Genomic DNA, 16569 nt, shown 5'->3' with positions numbered 1-16569 from the left:
AGGCGCGCCTGCCGAGCGCCAAGGCGCGCTCGATGCCTTACGGGGCGGAGTAGCTCAGCTGGTTAGAGCAGCGGAATCATAATCCGCGTGTCGGGGGTTCAAGTCCCTCCTCCGCTACCATTCTCGAATCCGCATGGGTTCGCTTGGGGCCGCATGCATCCGCAAAATTCAATTAAAACAGAATGATGTGAGCGATTCGCGTCCGCTTGCGTGCGCTTGCATTCGCTTGAAGCCGGATTTGGTGTGGGGGTATTTTGGGGGTATTTTCCGGGGGTAGCGAAAAGGAGCGATACCCCCAATGGCCTTGAGTGAGATTCAGATCAAAAAAGCGAAGGCGGCAGAGCGCCCATACAAGCTTGCGGATGGGGAGGGTCTATTCCTCCTTGTTCAAAAGAACGGCTCGAAGCTCTGGCGGCTGAAATACCGTTACCACGGTAAGGAGAAGCTGCTTTCTTTCGGCGCCTATCCCGAAGTAGGAATAGCGGCAGCAAGAGAACTCAAGAAAGTTGCCAAAGGTGTGCTGGCTGAGGGCAGGGACCCGATGGTCCACAAACCGGGTCGGGACTTCGAAGAGGCCAAGACCTTCAGGGCGATCGCCACCATGTGGCATCAGAACAGAGCAAGTAGTCTCGATCCCGCGCATGCGAAGCGTGTCTGGTCACGCATGGACCAGGATGTGTTTCCTGACTTGGGCGAGCTCATGATGCATGAGATCACTCCACCAGAAGTGCTAAAGGTCATTCGGAAAATCGAAGAGCGCGGCGCGCTCGACATCAGTCGGCGGGCAAAGCAATGTATTGGACAGGTGTTCCAGTTCGCTATTGCCAGCGGCCTTTGTGATTCCGACCCTACTGCGCATCTTCGCGGGGCACTGAAGCCACGGCCTCGGGTCAAGCATATGGCGAAGCTACCTCTCGCGCAGCTACCCGAGCTGATGATTAAGATCGGGCAATATCAAGAAGAGGGTGAGAGACGCTCCGAGATTACCCGGGCAGCATTGAATTTCGCTCTTCTTACATGGGTGCGGACGAAGGAGCTTCGATTCGCCAAGAAGCACGAGTTCGAAGATATGGGTGGACCTTCACCAGTATGGCGCATTGGCGCTGACCGGATGAAAATGGGCCGCGAGCATATCGTGCCACTGTCGCGACAAGCCGCTTCTCTTGCTCAGGATTTGATCAGCAAGTCCGAAGGTAAATACGTCTTTCCAGGCCAGAAGCCCAAGATGCCGCTCTCAGAGAATACGATGATCTATGGCCTCTATCGGCTCGGTTACCACGGGCGGCAAACTGTTCACGGCTTCAGGGGTCTGGCGAGCACCTGGGCGAATGAGCAGCTTGTCGAGGTCGGCGATCCCCCGATGTGGATCCGTCGATATCATGAAGACTGGGTCGAACTGCAATTGGCACACAGCGAAGAAAACGAAGTTCGCGGAGCATACAATGCTGCCGAATATCTCGCTCCTCGGCGTGCAATGTTGCAGGATTGGGCAGACTTCCTCGACTCCATCGGCGGCAAGCCGCAAAACATTGCGGTCTTGAGGGCCGCTTGACCTGCTCCTAAGCGGACACCTGACCAAGCCATTCGACGCGAAGCCGGTCGAACCCGACGACAATACCCTCTGCGGTAACTTCAAATCCGAAGTCATCGTTTGAGGGTTCATAGTCTTCAAGAACCCAGTGATCACCGGCATCGGTTACAATTGCAGCTCCCCGAGGAAGATGCTCGAGCCGTCCGCTGATCCTTTTCCGATTCGTAGTCATATCGAGCTGTATGCCATCCATCGGTCGATAACGCTCTTCACATATCCAGGCGTTTCCCGATTTTTCGGTATCCCGCCGGCTCGCGACACGGCGCCGGGTCCAGCGTTGTAGGCGGCCAGCGCGAGATGGATCGCACCAAAGCGCTCTAGCATCTGCTTCAGATACCGCGCGCCACCGTCGATGTTCTGAGCCGGATCGTGGCGATTGCTGACACCGAGTTCTCTTGCCGTTCCCGGCATCAGTTGAGCGAGACCAGCGGCGCCAGCCGGACTGATCGCCATCGGGTTGAACCGCGATTCCTGCCAAATCAGGGCCTGAAGCAGTCGAGGCGGTAATTGGTATCGCGCTTCAGCTTGCCGGATGAGTGGCTCGTACAAAGCTTCCTTGAAGCTTCTATCGATATAAGCCTTGCCGCCTTCTGGTTTGGCCAAGTCGATTGCAGTCGGGTTAAAGCCAAGACCTTTGTCGGTTGTAACCTCAACTTTGCTGAGGTCATGGTCGAAGACTTGAAACTCCCGCGCCCGCGCAGACCCCGAAATCGCTATCGCTATCGCAATCGCTAGCGCACGACAACCGCAGGCCACCAGATACATTCGCATCGCATAACCTTTCACCTTGCCTCGATCTGCAAGAGAACATAAATAGAACAAATAGGTGTAGGAAAACGCTTTTTTGCGTGCTTATCCGAGAGGAGAGAGGGTCGGTTGGAGGGGCAATTGTGAGGCGATGGAGCCGGTATGCCCGTTTCGAATTCAACCCTGTCACGTACCTCGCTTGAGGACACCGCCCGCAAGATCTGCGAAAGCCGGGGCGGCAAGTGGTCCGGCACCAAGGGCATGGCCTGCTGCCCTGCGCATGATGATCGCACGCCGTCACTCGGTGTGTCGCTCGGCCGACAGGCCATCCTCTTCCATTGCTTTGCGGGATGCGATCAGCAGAGCGTGTTGTCTGCATTGGCGCGTGAAGGATTCGAGGCACCGGCGCTTTTTTCAGCTTCTGCGACCACCAACGGCCCCGAACCGACCAGCACCCGCAAACCCTCGGCGGCAGCGCTGAGGATCTGGCGCGATGCACAGCCACTGCGTGCCAGTCCGGCAAAGGAATATCTTGAGAGCCGCGGCATCCTCGCCGCATCTCCAGCGCTCCGCTTCCATCCACGAACGCCGCTTGGTCCAAAAGGACGGACCCGCTTTTTGCCCGCCCTGATCGCGGCAGTCAGCCTCGACGAGGGGCCGGTCGCCGTCCATCGCACGTTCCTTTCGGGCAATACCAAGGCCGCTTTCGACAAGCCGAAACGCGCGCTTGGCGCGCTCGGTGAATCTGCTGTCCGCCTCTTCGCTCCGGCCTCTGGCAAGCTCGGCCTTGCTGAAGGCATTGAAAGCGCAATGTCGGCTTATGCTCTCACCGGTGTCCCCGTCTGGGCGACCCTCGGGAATGAGCGCTTCGGCCTCGTCAGTGTGCCCGAGAGCGTGACCGAGCTTCATCTCTTCGTCGATCACGACGCTGGCGGCGAGCTGGCTGCGTCGCGTGGCCTGTCCGCCTATGCTTGCGATGGACGCACGGTACATGTCCGCAAACCGTCATCACGCGACACCGATTGGAACGACGAACTCACGGCATGGCTGCGCCGCAAGGCGGCGCCGTAGAGGAGAGAGGGCTTCTCGAATTCCTGATCCGGCAGAGGGCGTGTCCCGATGCCTTCATCAGGAGGACGAATTGCCATGTTTCAATCAGACCTGTTTCCCACCGGCGAGCAGTTGCCGTCAATGCCTTTGGCCTACGCTATCGGCACCCGAGTTGCCGAACTACTCGCTTCGGGACGGCATCTTACCCGTGCCGACATTTCCGGGCTGTTCGCCGAAGAGACCGGCACCCCGGACTGGGGAAGCGCCTGGGCCATCGATGACTACAACAACGCGGTCGAGATCGGCGCACTGCTCTGGCTTAGGGAGTCCTCATGCATCGATCTGGCAACAAGCGTGCACGAAGCCGACGCGCGGCTCGACTGGCTCGAAGCAGCCTTGCCGCCGCGGCATGTGCGCAGCGAAACACAGGTCGAGCTCCAGCAGTTCTCGACCCCGCCGATGCTGGCTTGGCTGATGGCGAAGGCTGCAGCTTTATGCGCGCAAGACACACTCCTCGAACCATCCGCCGGCAATGGCGCCCTCGCTCTCTGGAGCTCCCTCCAGAATGCTTCGCTGCTCCTCAACGAGATCGATCCGGCAAGACGAGATGGTCTGGCCCACATCTTCCCTTCGGCCACGATCACTGCGCATGACGGGGAACTGATCGCCGACCTGCATCGCGGCCCCATTCCGTCGGTCGTCCTGATGAATCCGCCGTTCGCGCGTAGCCAAGAACGCGGCAAGGATGGCGAGACGGCGCAGCGCCACCTTCGTAGTGCAATCCGGGCCGCGGCCAGTGGCGCAAGGATAGTCGCCATCATGCCCGAAGGCTTCGATGCTTCCACTTTCGCCAAGTCACAGCAAGAAGCGTCGCTGCTCCTCCATGTTCGCTTGCAGCAGATGTTTCGCCGGACAGGGACGGGGATTGCCGTTCGCCTGGTCGTCATCGACAAGACGCCGACTGCGTCTTCGCCCGCAATCAACGGGGATACCTGCGACCTGATCGCGCTCCACGCGCTTGTCACGAAGCTTTCGCCAAGGGCGAATATATCCGCCAACCTCCATCGCCTGCCAGTCGGAAAACCATTGCGCCTCGTTGGCAAGACTTCGAACCAACGCACGCCGGTCCGGCCGTTGGCGCCTTTCGCAGCGACATCAAAAGCCGCAGCGAATGCGATCGACCTCACCTATTCGGTCCTCGCCGAACCCGCGCCGGTGCCCGAACAGACAGGCATCTACCTACCTTACCGGCCAAGCCGAATCGCTTTCGAAGGCGCGCCGGTTCATCCCACCCCACTCGTGGAATCGGTCGCCATGGGGTCGGTTGCGGCTCCGCAGCCGAACGTTAGCCCGCGTCTCCCCGCAAATTGGCAGGCCAATGGCCTCTTGTCCGAAGCGCAATGCGAGACACTGGTCTATGCTGCCCAGGCATTCGCACGCGATCTCCCGGGGCGCTTCAAGGTCAGCCAGGAAGGCACCTCGCTCGAATTGTCGGGGAATGGGCACGCCTACCGACAGGGCTTCTTCCTCGGCGACGGAACCGGAGCGGGCAAGGGACGACAGATCGCCGCAGTCATCATGGATCGCTGGCTCGCAGGCGAGCGCCGCCATGTCTGGATCACCAAGAACGAGGCGCTGCTCGAAGATGCACGCCGCGACTGGGAAGCGCTTGGCGGGCTGCCGCTCGATCTCCAGCCGCTCTCGCGCTGGAAACTCGGCCAGCCCGTCACGATGTCCGAAGGCATTCTCTTCGTCACCTACCCGACGCTGCGCTCGGGGCGCGCCGACGATACGCGGCTCGACCAGATCCTTGCCTGGGCGGGCGAGGATTTCGATGGCGTGATCGCTTTCGACGAAGCCCACGCCATGGCCAATGCGCTCGGGGGCTCTTCAATCCGCGGCAAGGCCAAGGGCTCCGAACAAGGGATGGCGGGCCTCAGGCTGCAGAACCATCTCCCGCGCGCCCGCGTGCTCTATGCTTCTGCCACTGGCGCTTCGGATATTGCCAACCTCGGTTACACTTCCCGCCTCGGCCTTTGGGGACCCGAGACCGCTTTTCCGACCCACGAGGCATTCATGACCGAGATCCGCGCTGGCGGCGTCGCGGCGATGGAGCTCGTCGCCCGTGATCTCAAGGCCCAGGGCCTCTATCTTGCCCGTGCGCTGTCCTTCGCCGGGGTCGAGTACGACATCCTCGAACATAGCCTGACCGAAGCACAGGTACGGATCTACGATGCCTATGCTGATGCCTGGGCGATCATCCACCGCAACCTCGAAGCGGCGCTCGAAGCAACCCGCGTGGTCGACGAGGACAGCGGCGACACGCTCAACCGCAATGCCAAGACTGCGGCGCTATCGATCTTCGAAGGCACCAAGCAGCGCTTCTTTGCCCAGCTCCTGCTTTCGATGAAATTGCCGAGCCTGATCCCCGCGATGGAAGTAGCGCTTGGCGAAGAGCATTCGGTTGTCGTGCAGCTGGTCTCGACCGCCGAGGCCATGCTCGACCGGCGCCTTGCCGACCTTACCGTGGAAGAACGCGAAGCTCTCGATATCGATCTGTCCCCGCGTGAATACGTCATCGACTACCTTACGAAGAGCTTCCCGATACGATTGATGCAGGTCTTCGCCGACGAGGACGGCAATCTTCGCTCCGAGGCGATGAGCGACGGAGAGGGCAATCCCGTTTTCTGCCCGCGCGCAATTGCTGCGCGCGATGCGCTGATCGAACAGCTTTGCGCACTGCCGCCCATCGCCACTGCGCTCGATGCGATTATCGAACATTTCGGAACCGACGCCGTGGCCGAAGTCACGGGCCGGACCCGCAGGCTTGTCCTGGGCCGCGATGGTGAGCAGCGCCTCGAACGGCGTAGCCCCAGCGCCAATGTCGCCGAAGCCCAAAGCTTCATGGAAGGGACCAAGCGCATCCTGGTCTTCTCGGATGCGGGCGGTACGGGGCGTTCCTACCATGCCGACCTCGGCTGCCGGAACCAGCAACGCCGGGTCCATTTCCTGCTCGAGCCGGGCTGGCGCGCCGACAACGCTATCCAGGGTCTCGGTCGTACCAACCGCACCAACCAGGCCTCGGCTCCGCTGTTCCGGCCGGTAACCACCGACGTGAAGGGCGAGCGCCGGTTCATATCGACCATTGCGCGAAGGCTCGACGCATTAGGCGCGCTGACGCGCGGCCAGCGCCAGACCGGCGGACAAAACCTGTTCGACCCGGCAGACAATCTCGAAAGCGACTATGCGCGCGACGCGCTCACCCGATGGTTCCAGCTGCTTTATGACGGCAGGCTCGAAGCCACCACATTCGGCAACTTCGTCGAGCGAACGGGCCTCCGGCTCGAAAGTCCAGATGGTGGACTGACCGACAATCTCCCCACGATCCAACGCTGGCTCAACCGCATTCTTGCGCTGCCGATCGCGCTCCAGAACGCGATCTTCGAGGAGTATCTCGGACTTGTCGAAGCGCGGATCGAAGCTGCGCGCGAGGCCGGAACGCTCGACCAGGGACTGGAAACCGTGAGGGTCGATCATTTTACGGTCCTGGCAGATGAACTCCTGCGCACCGATCCCGTGACCCGAGCCGAGACCCGCCTCGTCTCGCTCGAAGTGACGAGGCACCTTCGGCCTCTGCAATTGCAGCGCCTGGTGCGGATGCACGAGATCGGCAGTCGGCACGCGATCCCGATGCGCAATATGCGGTCAGGCAAGGTCGCGCTGTCGGTTCCAGCCCGTCGCCTCATCGCCGACGACGGGGCCGTGATTGAACGCAGGCGCCTGCTGCGCCCGCTCAAGTCCGCGAACTGGACCCTTGAGGCACTCGCTGAGAGCCACTGGGAGGAAATTGGCGTCTCTGCGTTCACCAGCGCCTGGCGGGCCGAGGAAGAAGAGGCGGCCAAATCACCGGTCACTGAGCGAGTCCATTTCGCTACCGGACTTCTGCTTCCGGTCTGGAAGCGCCTCCCAGGCGATCATGTTCGGGTCACCCGGCTCGTTGCCGAAGATGGTCAGTCGATCATCGGTCGCGAAGTGCTCGATATCGATCTCGCTGCGATCGCCGATACCTTTGGTCTATCCGGGGTTACCGGACCATCGGCAGAACAGATCGGCGCGCTTGTGATTGCCAGCGGCAAACCGCTGGGCCTTGCTAGCCATGATCCACTCACCGTGAAACGCTCGCTGGTCGGCGGCGAACAGCGCCTTGAACTGATCGGCTTCTCCCCCGATCGGCTCGACTGGTACAAGAACAAGGGCTGCTTCACCGAGATCATCCGCTACCGCACGCGGCTGTTCGTCCCGGTGTCGAGAGCCTCGTCGGTCCTCCCCGCGCTTGCCGCCTGATCCTTAGGGCAGACCTCAATCTCAGAATGAGAGTGGAGGGAGCCCTTTGGGCTTGTGGGCCTCGTGATCCTCACCTGCGCCTTCATTCCATCAGGAGAACACCCATGATCCATTCGATTCCCTTGAAGAAGCTCGTCCCGAGCCCGCGCAACGTTCGCAAGTCGAGCGACGTGCTGGCCGACCTCCAGCTGCGGGCAGACATTGCTGCGCGCGGCCTGCTGCAGAACCTCGTCGTGCGCAAAGGAAAGCGCGGCAAATTCGAAGTCGAGGCCGGCGGTCGCCGTCTCGCCGCACTGCAGGCGCTGGCCGAAGAGGGCACCTTGCCTGACACGCACGAAGTCACCTGCCTCGTGATCGAAGGCGAGGAAAGCGAAGTGCGCGAAGCCAGCCTCGCCGAGAACTTCCAGCGACTCGCGATGAACCCGGCCGACGAGGCGCAGGCCTTCACCTCCATCATCGAAGCAGGAGCTACGACGGAAGACGTAGCGCGACGCTTCGGCCTCACCGTCCGGTTCGTCGAAGGGCGCCTGCGTTTGGCAAGTCTGGCACCCTGCGTCTTCGAAGCGCTCGCCGAAGGCACGATCACGCTCGACATGGCCAAGGCCTACGGCGCGATCTCCGACGTCGAGCGCCAGGCGCATGTCTATGCCGAGCTGCAGGATGCCTGGTACCAGATCACGCCTGACACGATCCGCCGCATGGTGCTTGATGCCACGGTGCGTGGTTCCGATCCGCGGGCCGTGCTTGTCGGACGCGATGCCTATCTCGCCGCAGGCGGCCGGATTGAGCGCGAACTGTTCGACGATGACGCCAGCGAGAGCTGGATCGATGTCGCGCTGCTCGAAGACCTCGCGCACAAGGCCATGGACGAAGCCGCAGAAAAGACCGCGCTCGAATTTGGCCTTGCCTGGGTCCGGCCGACGCTTGGCAACTACGTCAGCCACGACCTTGTTGAAGGTCTCGGTCGCTTGCCCTGCGAGCCTGCGCCAATGACCGAGCAGGAAGCGCAGGAGCTCGGTGAGCTCGAGGCCGACTACGACCGCGTCGCCGCCGTGCTCGAAGACGAAGACAGCGACGAGGACGAGGTCGCCAAGGCCGAACAGGAACTCGTCGTCATCGACCGCGCCATGCGCGCGCTCAATGACCGGCCGCCGGTCCTCGCTGACGAACTGAAATCCGAGGCTGGTGCCTTCCTAGTCCTCTCGCGCAATGGCGAGCCGACCTTGGTCCCGCAGTTCTACACCGAGACCGAAGTCATCGCTGACGAAGGCGTGATCGAGGCCATTGAAGAGAGCGGTGCGGCGAAGCCCAAGGGCAGCTCGCTGTCCCAGCGCCTGCTCGACGAACTGGCCATGCAGCGCCGCGACATCCTTGCGATCCATCTCGCCAACGATCCGGCACTGGCGCTCGACTTCATGGTCTTCACGCTTGCCGATGTCGATGGACATGACTGGCGCGCCAAGAAAGCGTCGACGCTGGTCGGCTCTGTCGCTTCCGGCCCGGTCACCGGGTTTGAGGCCAAGGATGCGCCGGCGAGCGCTGCCCTGGCCGAGTTTGCCGGGTCGCTCGATGAAAGCTGGCGTGCTGGTGAATGCGACGTGAAGCGGTTTGCGAGGTTCCGGGCGCTTTCCGATGAGGCGCGTTCGGCCTGGCTCGGCCATGTCGTCTCGCGCACTCTAGTTGCAAGCCTTGCGTGCGAAGGCGAACGTTCGGTGCCGCTGCACGAGGCGCTTGGCTCGTTACTTGAAATCGAGACCGCGCATTGGTGGCGTCCCACGGCGGCCAACTACTTCGACCGCGTGGCCAAGGCTCGCACGCTCGAAGCGCTCGATGGCGCCGGCGGTCCCGAACTCGTCAGTCGCTATGCCGCATCGAAGAAGGCCGAACTGGCGAGCGCTGCCGAGCGCATCTTCTCCGGCAACTTCATTGGCGAGCCCGAGGTCAAGGAACGGGCGCAGGCCTGGGTTCCACCTATAATGCGTTTCGCCGGTTCTGAAGAAGCCGAACTGGCGGACCACGGAGGCGACGAGGCGGCCAACGTGGAAGCAACTGACGAAATTGCCGAGCAGGCTGCCTGACCCCTCCTGACAGGTCCAGGTCACTCGGCGGGCGGTCCGTCCCAATCGGGACGGGCCGCCTTTTCCATGTCAAATTTTGGGCCGGTTGCTAACAGTCCGCTCCCAGGCGACTGCGCAGCAGAAGCAGACGGCAGTCTGCTTGATCGAGACCACCCGCTCGTGTTCGCTTTGAAAAGGTTCTTGGTGGAGAGGGTCTCGTTTCTATTTCGCTGTGAACAGAAACCTGAGCTTACGCCGGTCTTCGCCAATACTTCCCTGCTATCCGTTCGGCGATAAAGCTGCCAGCAACTACCCCAAACGTGACCCAGATGATGACGCTTGGACCGTGTTTCCCGAAATCAGCCAAGCCGAATGCCACCATGGCAAAAAGCGCAGCACCAATCAGAAATGCTGGCCCTGCGATCATGCAGTGAAGCCGACGGCAACGCAAAGCGTTTAACGAGCACGCCGCCCCCATCCATAGGAACAGCACCGCCGCGATTTCCACCCTCTCGTTCGGTTGCAGAAGTTCTGCGGTAAAGTTTAGGCCGATTAGCGCCGCAAACGGCACGCCCCAGATTAGGATACGGTGCAGACGGTTGGCGGCCAAGTCACGCTTGTTGGTGGCTTCCGCGTTGCTCATCCCAACATATACCCTGCATCGGAGGCCGCCGTCGGATAAGCGAACATGGTAGATTTGATGTCGTCCGCGTTTAGCCCATGGCGCATGGCCAAGCCGAAGATATTGACGAGCTCGTCGGCGTCAGGGCCGACCAAGTGGGCTCCAAGGATGCGTCCCGTTCCGTTCTCGACCAGCAGCTTGTGGCCGTAGATCTCTTCGTTCAGCCGCCTCGCCGAGAACCAACCAGGGTGCGAGCCAGCATGCACCGTGAAATCCAGCCCTGCCTCACGCGCCTCGCTTTCCAGCATTCCGACCCTGGCCGCCGGCGGCTCCGTGAAAAGTGCACTTGGCACCCCTCGATAGTTCGGAGTTCGACCGGTATCATCGAGTATGTTTTCTACCACGACCTTGGCATCGTTACTGGAGACTGGAGTCAGTGGCGGGCCATTTGCAGCAGCGTCACCTGCCGCGAAGACCTTGGGGTTACTTTGGCTCCGTAGCTGGGCGGTAAGTGCCAAGCGACCCGCGTCACAGGCGACGTCTCCCGCCTCCAGATCGAGCGAGCCGATCGCAGGGATTCTTCCGGCAGCGTGCACCACCAGGCTCCCTTCGATCCTGCGGTCGCCAGCATGGACGGTCAGCACGCTGCCTTTCTTCGTTACGCGGTCCACTTCAGCGTCCACAATTTCGATGCCGAGATCATCGAAACTTGGCATGAGCCAATCGACCGTGTCAGGGTCGAAGGCTTTCAGAATGCGGCCTCGTTGGAAGATTGTGACCTTTGCACCGGCGCGCGCGGCGAGGTGGGCAAATTCTGCGGCAATGTATCCGCCGCCGACGAATACGATCCGATCTGGAAGGGTTTTGAGTTCTAGGAATGCATCGCTGTGAATCAGCAATTCCTCACCTTCGATCCCAAGCGGTCGAGGCTCTGCTCCCGTTGCGATAAGAGCGTGCGAGAAACTCAGTTCCCGGTCGCCTATCACGATCCTGTCGGGGCCAGCAAAGCGTGCCGCGCCGTGAAAAGTCGCGACGCCCTTACGCTCGTAGCGAGCTTCCTGCTTTTCAGGGACGGGGTCGGTAAAGCTGCGCTTGAATGCCTGGAGGTCGGCCCAATCAATTGAAACCGAGCCCTTGATGCCCTTCCCCTTCATTCGCCTGTATGCCGCGAGCGCTTCCTCTCCGCTCACCATCATCTTTTTCGGGTCGCACCCTCGAAGCGCACATGTGCCACCGTAAGGCCGATAATCGATAACCGCGCAGCGCTTCCCGGCGTTGGCCATCTGGTGGACCGCGACCTGCGCAGCAGTTCCCGATCCGATGGCGACGAAATCGAAAGCCTCAGCCATGGCAGCAATCCCCTTCCTGTATTGGGGGGCAGGGAACGGTGCCGTACGAGCAAAACACGCAGCAATCGCCTTGGAGCGGCTGAAGGCGAACGCCGCAACCCGCGCAGTTATGGAAGAACAGGCAAGCGTTGGTCGGCATTTCCATGTCCTCCTCATGACCGCATTCGGGACAGCGCAAGCGCGAGATCAGGATCGGATCAGCCATAGAGGAAGGCACCTGTCAGCAGCGCCGCACCGATGGCAATTCCTATGGCGGTCAGCGCTCGATAAGTCGATGATCCGCATGCACTGTCCGCCGGGCATGTTCGTGCCTGCCGAAACTGCCAGAGCAAACGGAGGGTCGCAGCGAGAAGAAGAGCCGACGCCAGGGTCAGCAACGGGACGCGATAGGGGGCCAGGACCGGCGAGATGCTGCCAAGCCACGCCGAGCCCACACCCACCGACGCGAGCATCAAGGGCAGTGCACAGCATGCAGCTGCCCCGAAGGCTGCAAAGATACCTCCGCCCGTCGCCAATCCGTTCCACCATGTGCTGATGCCGCGCATCGATCGTCCTTTTGCAAACCTCGATTCGCACACCTATTTACAGTCTGTAGCAACTACAGACTCAAGAGGTTGGCTTTGAAAATTGGCGAAGTGGCGAAGCGGACCGGGTGTAACATCGAGACAATCCGGTATTACGAACGGATAGGCGTTATCGATGCTCCGCCGAGAAGGGGCGCCTACCGCGACTATGGTCCTCACGACACGGAGCGCCTCCGCTTCATTCGGCGCGCGCGCGAACTCGGATTTTCCCTCGAAGAGGTGCGGGCATTGCTTGACTTAACGCCAGGTCAGGAAGTGCGTTGCGATGAGGTGCAATCGATCGCCGAACAGCACCTCGCAAACATCCGTGCGAAGCGGGCCGACCTTGAGCGTATGGAGAACGCTCTCGCTAAACTGATCGAGCAATGTGGCACCACGAGCAATGATCGGTGCCCGGTATTGGAAAGCCTCGCGGGCGAAGGCTAGCCCAGCGAATTCAAGCTACAGACCAACGGGTTTCCACCCAGCACTCAAAATTGGCGCAGCCTGCCGGATCAGAAAAGCAAGCGGTCCGCTTTCGGGCACCTTGCAATGTGCGGCCTACGACCAGAATTGGGGCGCATAACGGTCATCATTGAAGGAGAGAGGAGGCAGCTTTGCTCATCCTGAGCCGGGATATGTCCGTCCCGGCCATCAGGAGAACTCCCATGACCAAGTATCGCCGCAGTGCTTCGACTTCGCCAGCCCAGCGCATTACCGCTGCCATCATCGAAAAGCTCGAGCAAGGCACAAAGCCCTGGGTCAAGCCGTGGCGTGGCGTACCGGTTTCGCGGCCCTTACGCTCCTGCGGGACCCCCTATCGCGGGATGAACACCTTCTGGTTGTGGACGGTGGCCGATGGCTGTGGCTACGCCTCGCCCTACTGGATGACCTACCGCCAGTGCCAGCAGCTCGGCGGACAGGTCCGCAAGGGCGAAAAGTCGACCATCGCAATCTTTTACAAGAGCTACACCAAGGAGGTCGAGAGCGCCGAAGGCGAAGCTGACACCGAGAACCGGCGCGTGCTCAAGGCCTATGCCGTGTTCAATGCCGACCAGTGCGACGGCCTCCCCGACTTCTACCATCCAGAGCCACTGGTTGCCGCGCTGGAGCCCTATGGACGAGAAGATCGCCTTGATACCTTCTTTGCTCATGTCGGCGCACACCTGCGCCACCATGGCGCGCAGGCTTACTATGAGCCGTTGCGCGACCGGGTCACCATGCCGCCAGCCGAACTCTTCGAAGCCTACGACCAATACTATGCGACGCTCGCACACGAGCTTTCGCACTGGACGGGTCACTCTTCGCGGCTCGACCGCGATCTCAAGAACCGCTTCGGCAGCGACGCCTATGCCGCCGAGGAACTGATCGCCGAACTTTCCTCGGCCATTCTCGGGGCAGAACTGGGTCTTCCTGTTACCCATCTCGACCATCACGCCAGCTACATCGCGTCTTGGCTCAAGATCCTCAAATCGGACGAGCGCGCGATCTTGACCGCTGCGGCCAAGGCCGAGGAAGCGGCAAGCCTGTTGCTCGAGCTTGGGGGTCACCAATCCTGCGATAGCGAGGCCGACATCGATCTCTCTGATGCAGCCTGAGGAGCAGTGAGATGGGACGTTCCGTCAGCTATCCAACTGGCTCCGTGGTGGCCTTTCGCCTGCTTGATGAGGGCGAAGGCGGCGATGTCGACTGGGTCTACGAGTGCCTGGTCGACGAGGTCATCGATATCACGAAGGCGACCTTTCCTTCCTTTGAACGCTTCGATGGATGGCGCGGCCGCGAGGACCGCATCCTCCTGCGAAACGCCTTCGCCGATTGCGGCATATCGACCTATTGCGGGCTCGCCGCGATCTGGCTCGCCGAACGCGATGATGCCCGGTACTGGGAGGCGGATTTCTACATCCCAAGAACGGCAAGGGCACGGCACTGGCTCGCCCAGGTGTCAGGAAAGTTCATCGACCTGTTTGGTGAGCTGCGCCTGGTTGGGCGGTTCTCGAATGGTGAAGCGATCTTCGAGCGCTCCCGATCCACCTGCGACAGCGGGTCCTGATCCTGCCTCATCCCAGTCCGCCGGGAGAGGCCCTTGGGCCGGTCGTGGCGAGCCGCAACCTGCGGCCCGTCGGCCCGTGTTGCCCGCGCCAGCCTAGGGCCGCAGGTTTCCCGCTGCGCGGTGCGTCTCGCCCCTTCTCCCGGCTCTGATCGGGCTCCGGCGGACAGGGCCGAGGCAATGGTGCCTCCTCTCCTTGTCCCCGCGATCAGGAGACACCCCATGTACGACAGCTTCATCGACCAGTTGAGCGGCCTTGACCTTTCAAGCCTCAGCATCAGGCCCGCCCCATTCAATGCAACCGACTTTCCCTGCGAGGACGCGATCGACCAGACACTTGGCGCCGTATGGTCCGACCTTTTCGCGATGTTTTCCGACACTGCTTTGGAGGCTGATGCCGAGGATATTGCCTGGGGCATGGTCAATCTCTTTCACCGCGCAGCCAGCCGTAAGTCGGCTCAATTGGATCGGGCCAGCGACGAGATCCGGACTCTGCTGGCATCCGCTGATGGATCCGAAGTGCATTCGAGCAATCTGGAAGAGCAGGTCGAGCGCGCGCAGGCTGCCGAAGCCAGCATGCTGGCCTTCGAGCAAATGCGCGAGGCGACGGCAGCACTTTATCGCGACGAGACCGGTTCCTCGTGGAAGCCCGTTTCCGGCTCGCGCACGAACCATTCGCGAAATCTCACATCGGCCGTGATCGATGCCCGCGATTTCCTCCGCGCACGCGCGGAGAACCGGCGTCATGCCCTGATTCCGGAGGGCACTCCGGTAGTCTTTGCCGGTGGTCGCCAAAGCTTCGAGAGCGCCGAGGATGCGAAGCGTTATGCCGAAAATGTTTGGGCGACGCTGGACAAGGTTCGCGATGTGGTTCCTGATCTCTTCCTGGTTCATGGTGGCGACGGCAAGGGTGCCGATCGCCTGGCCGCGAGCTGGGCCGAGCGCCGCGAAGTACAGCAACTGACCTACTCACTTGATCGTCGGCTTGGTGCCCGCGCCGGATTCAAGCGCAACGAGCAGATGCTCTCGCTCAATCCGCGCTACGTTGTCGCCTTTCCGGGCAATGGCGTGACCGAACGGCTCGTCATCGATGCCAAGGCGCGCCGGATCACCGTGGTCGATCGTCGTGGCCACTTGGGCACCTCTCCCGGGTCCTGAGGGGCCCTTCATCATCTGCATGAGAATTGCCTGGATGTGCATTCGGCGCCGACCCGACTATGCATGAGGTCATGCAACTTGACGATCTGCTGCAGCGCTACTTTGCTACCACCGACCTCTCCGCGGTTGCTCCCGACACATTTGCAGCCGGCATCGAGCATTGCCGGGTCGATTTCGGCCTTGAGGAGGACCGGGGCAAGCGCTTTGCACTGTGGTCGTTCCTGCACATGTTCGGGTCCGCCCCCGACCTCGATGTGGCGTTCGAGAACGAGGAAGACCGGGAAGCTGCGCGCAACTTTATGGATCTCCTAGCGGCATCGGAAGACGATGGGGCAAGCTGATTGCATCGGGAACACGCGAGCCTTCAGACCCGCACCCGATACCCATCCGGCTTTTGTCGCGAACAGTCCTGAACCAGGCCAGCTGAGGACAGCAACCCGTTCCTTTGACGGCCGTGTTGTCGCGCTTCGCGCGCCTGCCCGCACCACCCGTCATGAACAGGTTTCCCTTGGAGCTTCGCTCCTGCGGTGCAGTCCTCCCATGCCCTGCTTCTTCTGGATGTTCGCAAGCCGGAGATGGTCTCCGGTTTGAGGAACTGAAGGACTTACACCATGACCAATATCGCAATCCTCACCGGTCGCATCGCCCGCGAGCCCGACACCCGCGAGACCAAGGGCGGCACCAACGTCACCGGGATCACCGTCGTCACCGATCGCCCAGCACGGGACAAGGACGGCAAGACATACAAGGACGAGAACGGCTACACCGCCAAGGAAAGCGAGTTCCACCGAGTGACCTGCTTCAACGGCCTTGCCAAGACCGTCGGCCAGTACTGCTCCAAGGGCCAGCTGGTCAGCGTCCAGGGCCGCATCCACTACACCCAGTGGGAGGACAAGGACGGGGTCACCCGCTACGGCACCGAAATCCTCGCCGACAAGGTCGACTTCCTCTCCCGCGGCAACGGCTCCGGCGAGAACGACGACAACAAAGATGCTCCCGAGATCGACTGAACTCTCCCGTCGATCTCCCTCCCGAAGGGGT

The 16569-nt window shown here is 61.3% G+C and carries 16 protein-coding genes and 1 tRNA gene; 11 read left to right on the top strand and 6 right to left on the bottom strand.

Annotated features, from left to right (window positions below; translation table 11 throughout):
- Positions 1-43 precede the first annotated feature (43 nt).
- Positions 44-120: transfer RNA gene (locus tag KIH45_RS16105), tRNA-Met, on the top strand.
- Positions 121-298: 178 nt separating this feature from the next.
- On the top strand, positions 299-1552 hold the full coding sequence (locus KIH45_RS16100) for a tyrosine-type recombinase/integrase (protein WP_011413769.1): 1254 nt from the start codon (positions 299-301) through the stop codon (positions 1550-1552).
- A gap of 7 nt (positions 1553-1559) precedes the next feature.
- Here KIH45_RS16100 and KIH45_RS19205 read toward each other — a convergent pair whose 3' ends face one another.
- A complete protein-coding gene (locus tag KIH45_RS19205; protein WP_081432275.1) occupies positions 1560-1763 on the bottom strand; it encodes a DUF5818 domain-containing protein in 204 nt (67 codons plus the stop codon).
- The gene (locus KIH45_RS16095) at positions 1760-2356 is read right to left on the bottom strand and encodes a lytic transglycosylase domain-containing protein (protein ID WP_213177020.1); all 597 of its coding nucleotides are present in this window, start codon (positions 2354-2356) and stop codon (positions 1760-1762) included. Before KIH45_RS16095 ends, KIH45_RS19205 begins: the two co-directional genes overlap by 4 nt.
- Positions 2357-2500: 144 nt before the next feature.
- Between KIH45_RS16095 and KIH45_RS16090 the strand changes: the two genes are divergently transcribed.
- From KIH45_RS16090 to KIH45_RS16080, 3 genes are all read left to right on the top strand, one after another.
- On the top strand, positions 2501-3409 hold the full coding sequence (locus KIH45_RS16090) for a DUF7146 domain-containing protein (RefSeq protein ID WP_011413771.1): 909 nt from the start codon (positions 2501-2503) through the stop codon (positions 3407-3409).
- A gap of 75 nt (positions 3410-3484) precedes the next feature.
- Positions 3485-7732 (top strand): strawberry notch-like NTP hydrolase domain-containing protein, encoded by a 4248-nt coding sequence (locus tag KIH45_RS16085; RefSeq protein ID WP_213177019.1) that lies wholly within the window; start codon positions 3485-3487, stop codon positions 7730-7732.
- Between the two features lie 104 nt (positions 7733-7836).
- On the top strand, positions 7837-9810 hold the full coding sequence (locus KIH45_RS16080) for a ParB/RepB/Spo0J family partition protein (RefSeq protein ID WP_170002884.1): 1974 nt from the start codon (positions 7837-7839) through the stop codon (positions 9808-9810).
- Positions 9811-10039: 229 nt separating this feature from the next.
- Here KIH45_RS16080 and KIH45_RS16075 read toward each other — a convergent pair whose 3' ends face one another.
- The 4 genes from KIH45_RS16075 to KIH45_RS16065 are packed head-to-tail and all read right to left on the bottom strand — an operon-like array spanning position 10040 to position 12305.
- Positions 10040-10432, bottom strand: coding sequence for a hypothetical protein (locus KIH45_RS16075; protein ID WP_011414916.1), 393 nt, complete (start codon positions 10430-10432; stop codon positions 10040-10042).
- Positions 10429-11760 carry a dihydrolipoyl dehydrogenase family protein gene (locus KIH45_RS16070; protein WP_011414915.1) on the bottom strand — a complete coding sequence of 444 codons (1332 nt, stop codon included), beginning with the start codon at positions 11758-11760 and terminating at the stop codon, positions 10429-10431. The genes KIH45_RS16075 and KIH45_RS16070 overlap by 4 nt, the downstream gene beginning before the upstream one ends.
- The gene (locus KIH45_RS19380; RefSeq protein WP_081432306.1) at positions 11753-11965 is read right to left on the bottom strand and encodes a GDCCVxC domain-containing (seleno)protein; all 213 of its coding nucleotides are present in this window, start codon (positions 11963-11965) and stop codon (positions 11753-11755) included. Before KIH45_RS19380 ends, KIH45_RS16070 begins: the two co-directional genes overlap by 8 nt.
- Positions 11958-12305, bottom strand: a complete 348-nt coding sequence (locus KIH45_RS16065; protein WP_007163747.1) for a mercuric transporter MerT family protein — start codon at positions 12303-12305, stop codon at positions 11958-11960. Before KIH45_RS16065 ends, KIH45_RS19380 begins: the two co-directional genes overlap by 8 nt.
- A gap of 75 nt (positions 12306-12380) precedes the next feature.
- Between KIH45_RS16065 and KIH45_RS16060 the strand changes: the two genes are divergently transcribed.
- The 6 genes from KIH45_RS16060 (at position 12381) to KIH45_RS16035 (ending at position 16538) form a co-directional block, all read left to right on the top strand.
- Entirely contained in the window at positions 12381-12770 is a 390-nt protein-coding gene (locus KIH45_RS16060; RefSeq protein WP_007163748.1) for a MerR family transcriptional regulator, read from the top strand.
- A gap of 221 nt (positions 12771-12991) precedes the next feature.
- A complete protein-coding gene (locus tag KIH45_RS16055) occupies positions 12992-13921 on the top strand; it encodes an ArdC family protein (protein WP_090481500.1) in 930 nt (309 codons plus the stop codon).
- Between the two features lie 11 nt (positions 13922-13932).
- Positions 13933-14373, top strand: a complete 441-nt coding sequence (locus KIH45_RS16050) for a hypothetical protein (protein ID WP_090481503.1) — start codon at positions 13933-13935, stop codon at positions 14371-14373.
- Between the two features lie 219 nt (positions 14374-14592).
- A complete protein-coding gene (locus KIH45_RS16045) occupies positions 14593-15528 on the top strand; it encodes a DUF2493 domain-containing protein (protein WP_090481505.1) in 936 nt (311 codons plus the stop codon).
- A 71-nt stretch (positions 15529-15599) separates the two neighbouring features.
- Positions 15600-15869 carry a hypothetical protein gene (locus KIH45_RS16040; RefSeq protein WP_090481660.1) on the top strand — a complete coding sequence of 90 codons (270 nt, stop codon included), beginning with the start codon at positions 15600-15602 and terminating at the stop codon, positions 15867-15869.
- A gap of 270 nt (positions 15870-16139) precedes the next feature.
- Positions 16140-16538 (top strand): single-stranded DNA-binding protein, encoded by a 399-nt coding sequence (locus KIH45_RS16035; protein WP_011413783.1) that lies wholly within the window; start codon positions 16140-16142, stop codon positions 16536-16538.
- Positions 16539-16569 lie beyond the last annotated feature (31 nt).

It is taken from the genome of Croceicoccus gelatinilyticus (genome assembly GCF_018398395.1).
In the GTDB taxonomy this organism is placed as follows: domain Bacteria; phylum Pseudomonadota; class Alphaproteobacteria; order Sphingomonadales; family Sphingomonadaceae; genus Croceicoccus; species Croceicoccus gelatinilyticus.
Note: the sequence above shows the minus strand (reverse complement) of the source record. Positions and strands in the feature narration are given on the sequence as shown.

What these genes read in the sequence shown, in the direction of transcription:
- KIH45_RS16100 (WP_011413769.1), top strand. Translation starts at nt 299, where the DNA reads ATGGCCTTGAGTGAGATTCAGATCAAAAAAGCGAAGGCGGCAGAGCGC.
- KIH45_RS19205 (WP_081432275.1), bottom strand. Translation starts at nt 1,763, where the DNA reads ATGACTACGAATCGGAAAAGGATCAGCGGACGGCTCGAGCATCTTCCT.
- KIH45_RS16095 (WP_213177020.1), bottom strand. Translation starts at nt 2,356, where the DNA reads ATGTATCTGGTGGCCTGCGGTTGTCGTGCGCTAGCGATTGCGATAGCG.
- KIH45_RS16090 (WP_011413771.1), top strand. Translation starts at nt 2,501, where the DNA reads ATGCCCGTTTCGAATTCAACCCTGTCACGTACCTCGCTTGAGGACACC.
- KIH45_RS16085 (WP_213177019.1), top strand. Translation starts at nt 3,485, where the DNA reads ATGTTTCAATCAGACCTGTTTCCCACCGGCGAGCAGTTGCCGTCAATG.
- KIH45_RS16080 (WP_170002884.1), top strand. Translation starts at nt 7,837, where the DNA reads ATGATCCATTCGATTCCCTTGAAGAAGCTCGTCCCGAGCCCGCGCAAC.
- KIH45_RS16075 (WP_011414916.1), bottom strand. Translation starts at nt 10,432, where the DNA reads ATGAGCAACGCGGAAGCCACCAACAAGCGTGACTTGGCCGCCAACCGT.
- KIH45_RS16070 (WP_011414915.1), bottom strand. Translation starts at nt 11,760, where the DNA reads ATGGCTGAGGCTTTCGATTTCGTCGCCATCGGATCGGGAACTGCTGCG.
- KIH45_RS19380 (WP_081432306.1), bottom strand. Translation starts at nt 11,965, where the DNA reads ATGGCTGATCCGATCCTGATCTCGCGCTTGCGCTGTCCCGAATGCGGT.
- KIH45_RS16065 (WP_007163747.1), bottom strand. Translation starts at nt 12,305, where the DNA reads ATGCGCGGCATCAGCACATGGTGGAACGGATTGGCGACGGGCGGAGGT.
- KIH45_RS16055 (WP_090481500.1), top strand. Translation starts at nt 12,992, where the DNA reads ATGACCAAGTATCGCCGCAGTGCTTCGACTTCGCCAGCCCAGCGCATT.
- KIH45_RS16050 (WP_090481503.1), top strand. Translation starts at nt 13,933, where the DNA reads ATGGGACGTTCCGTCAGCTATCCAACTGGCTCCGTGGTGGCCTTTCGC.
- KIH45_RS16045 (WP_090481505.1), top strand. Translation starts at nt 14,593, where the DNA reads ATGTACGACAGCTTCATCGACCAGTTGAGCGGCCTTGACCTTTCAAGC.
- KIH45_RS16040 (WP_090481660.1), top strand. Translation starts at nt 15,600, where the DNA reads ATGCAACTTGACGATCTGCTGCAGCGCTACTTTGCTACCACCGACCTC.
- KIH45_RS16035 (WP_011413783.1), top strand. Translation starts at nt 16,140, where the DNA reads ATGACCAATATCGCAATCCTCACCGGTCGCATCGCCCGCGAGCCCGAC.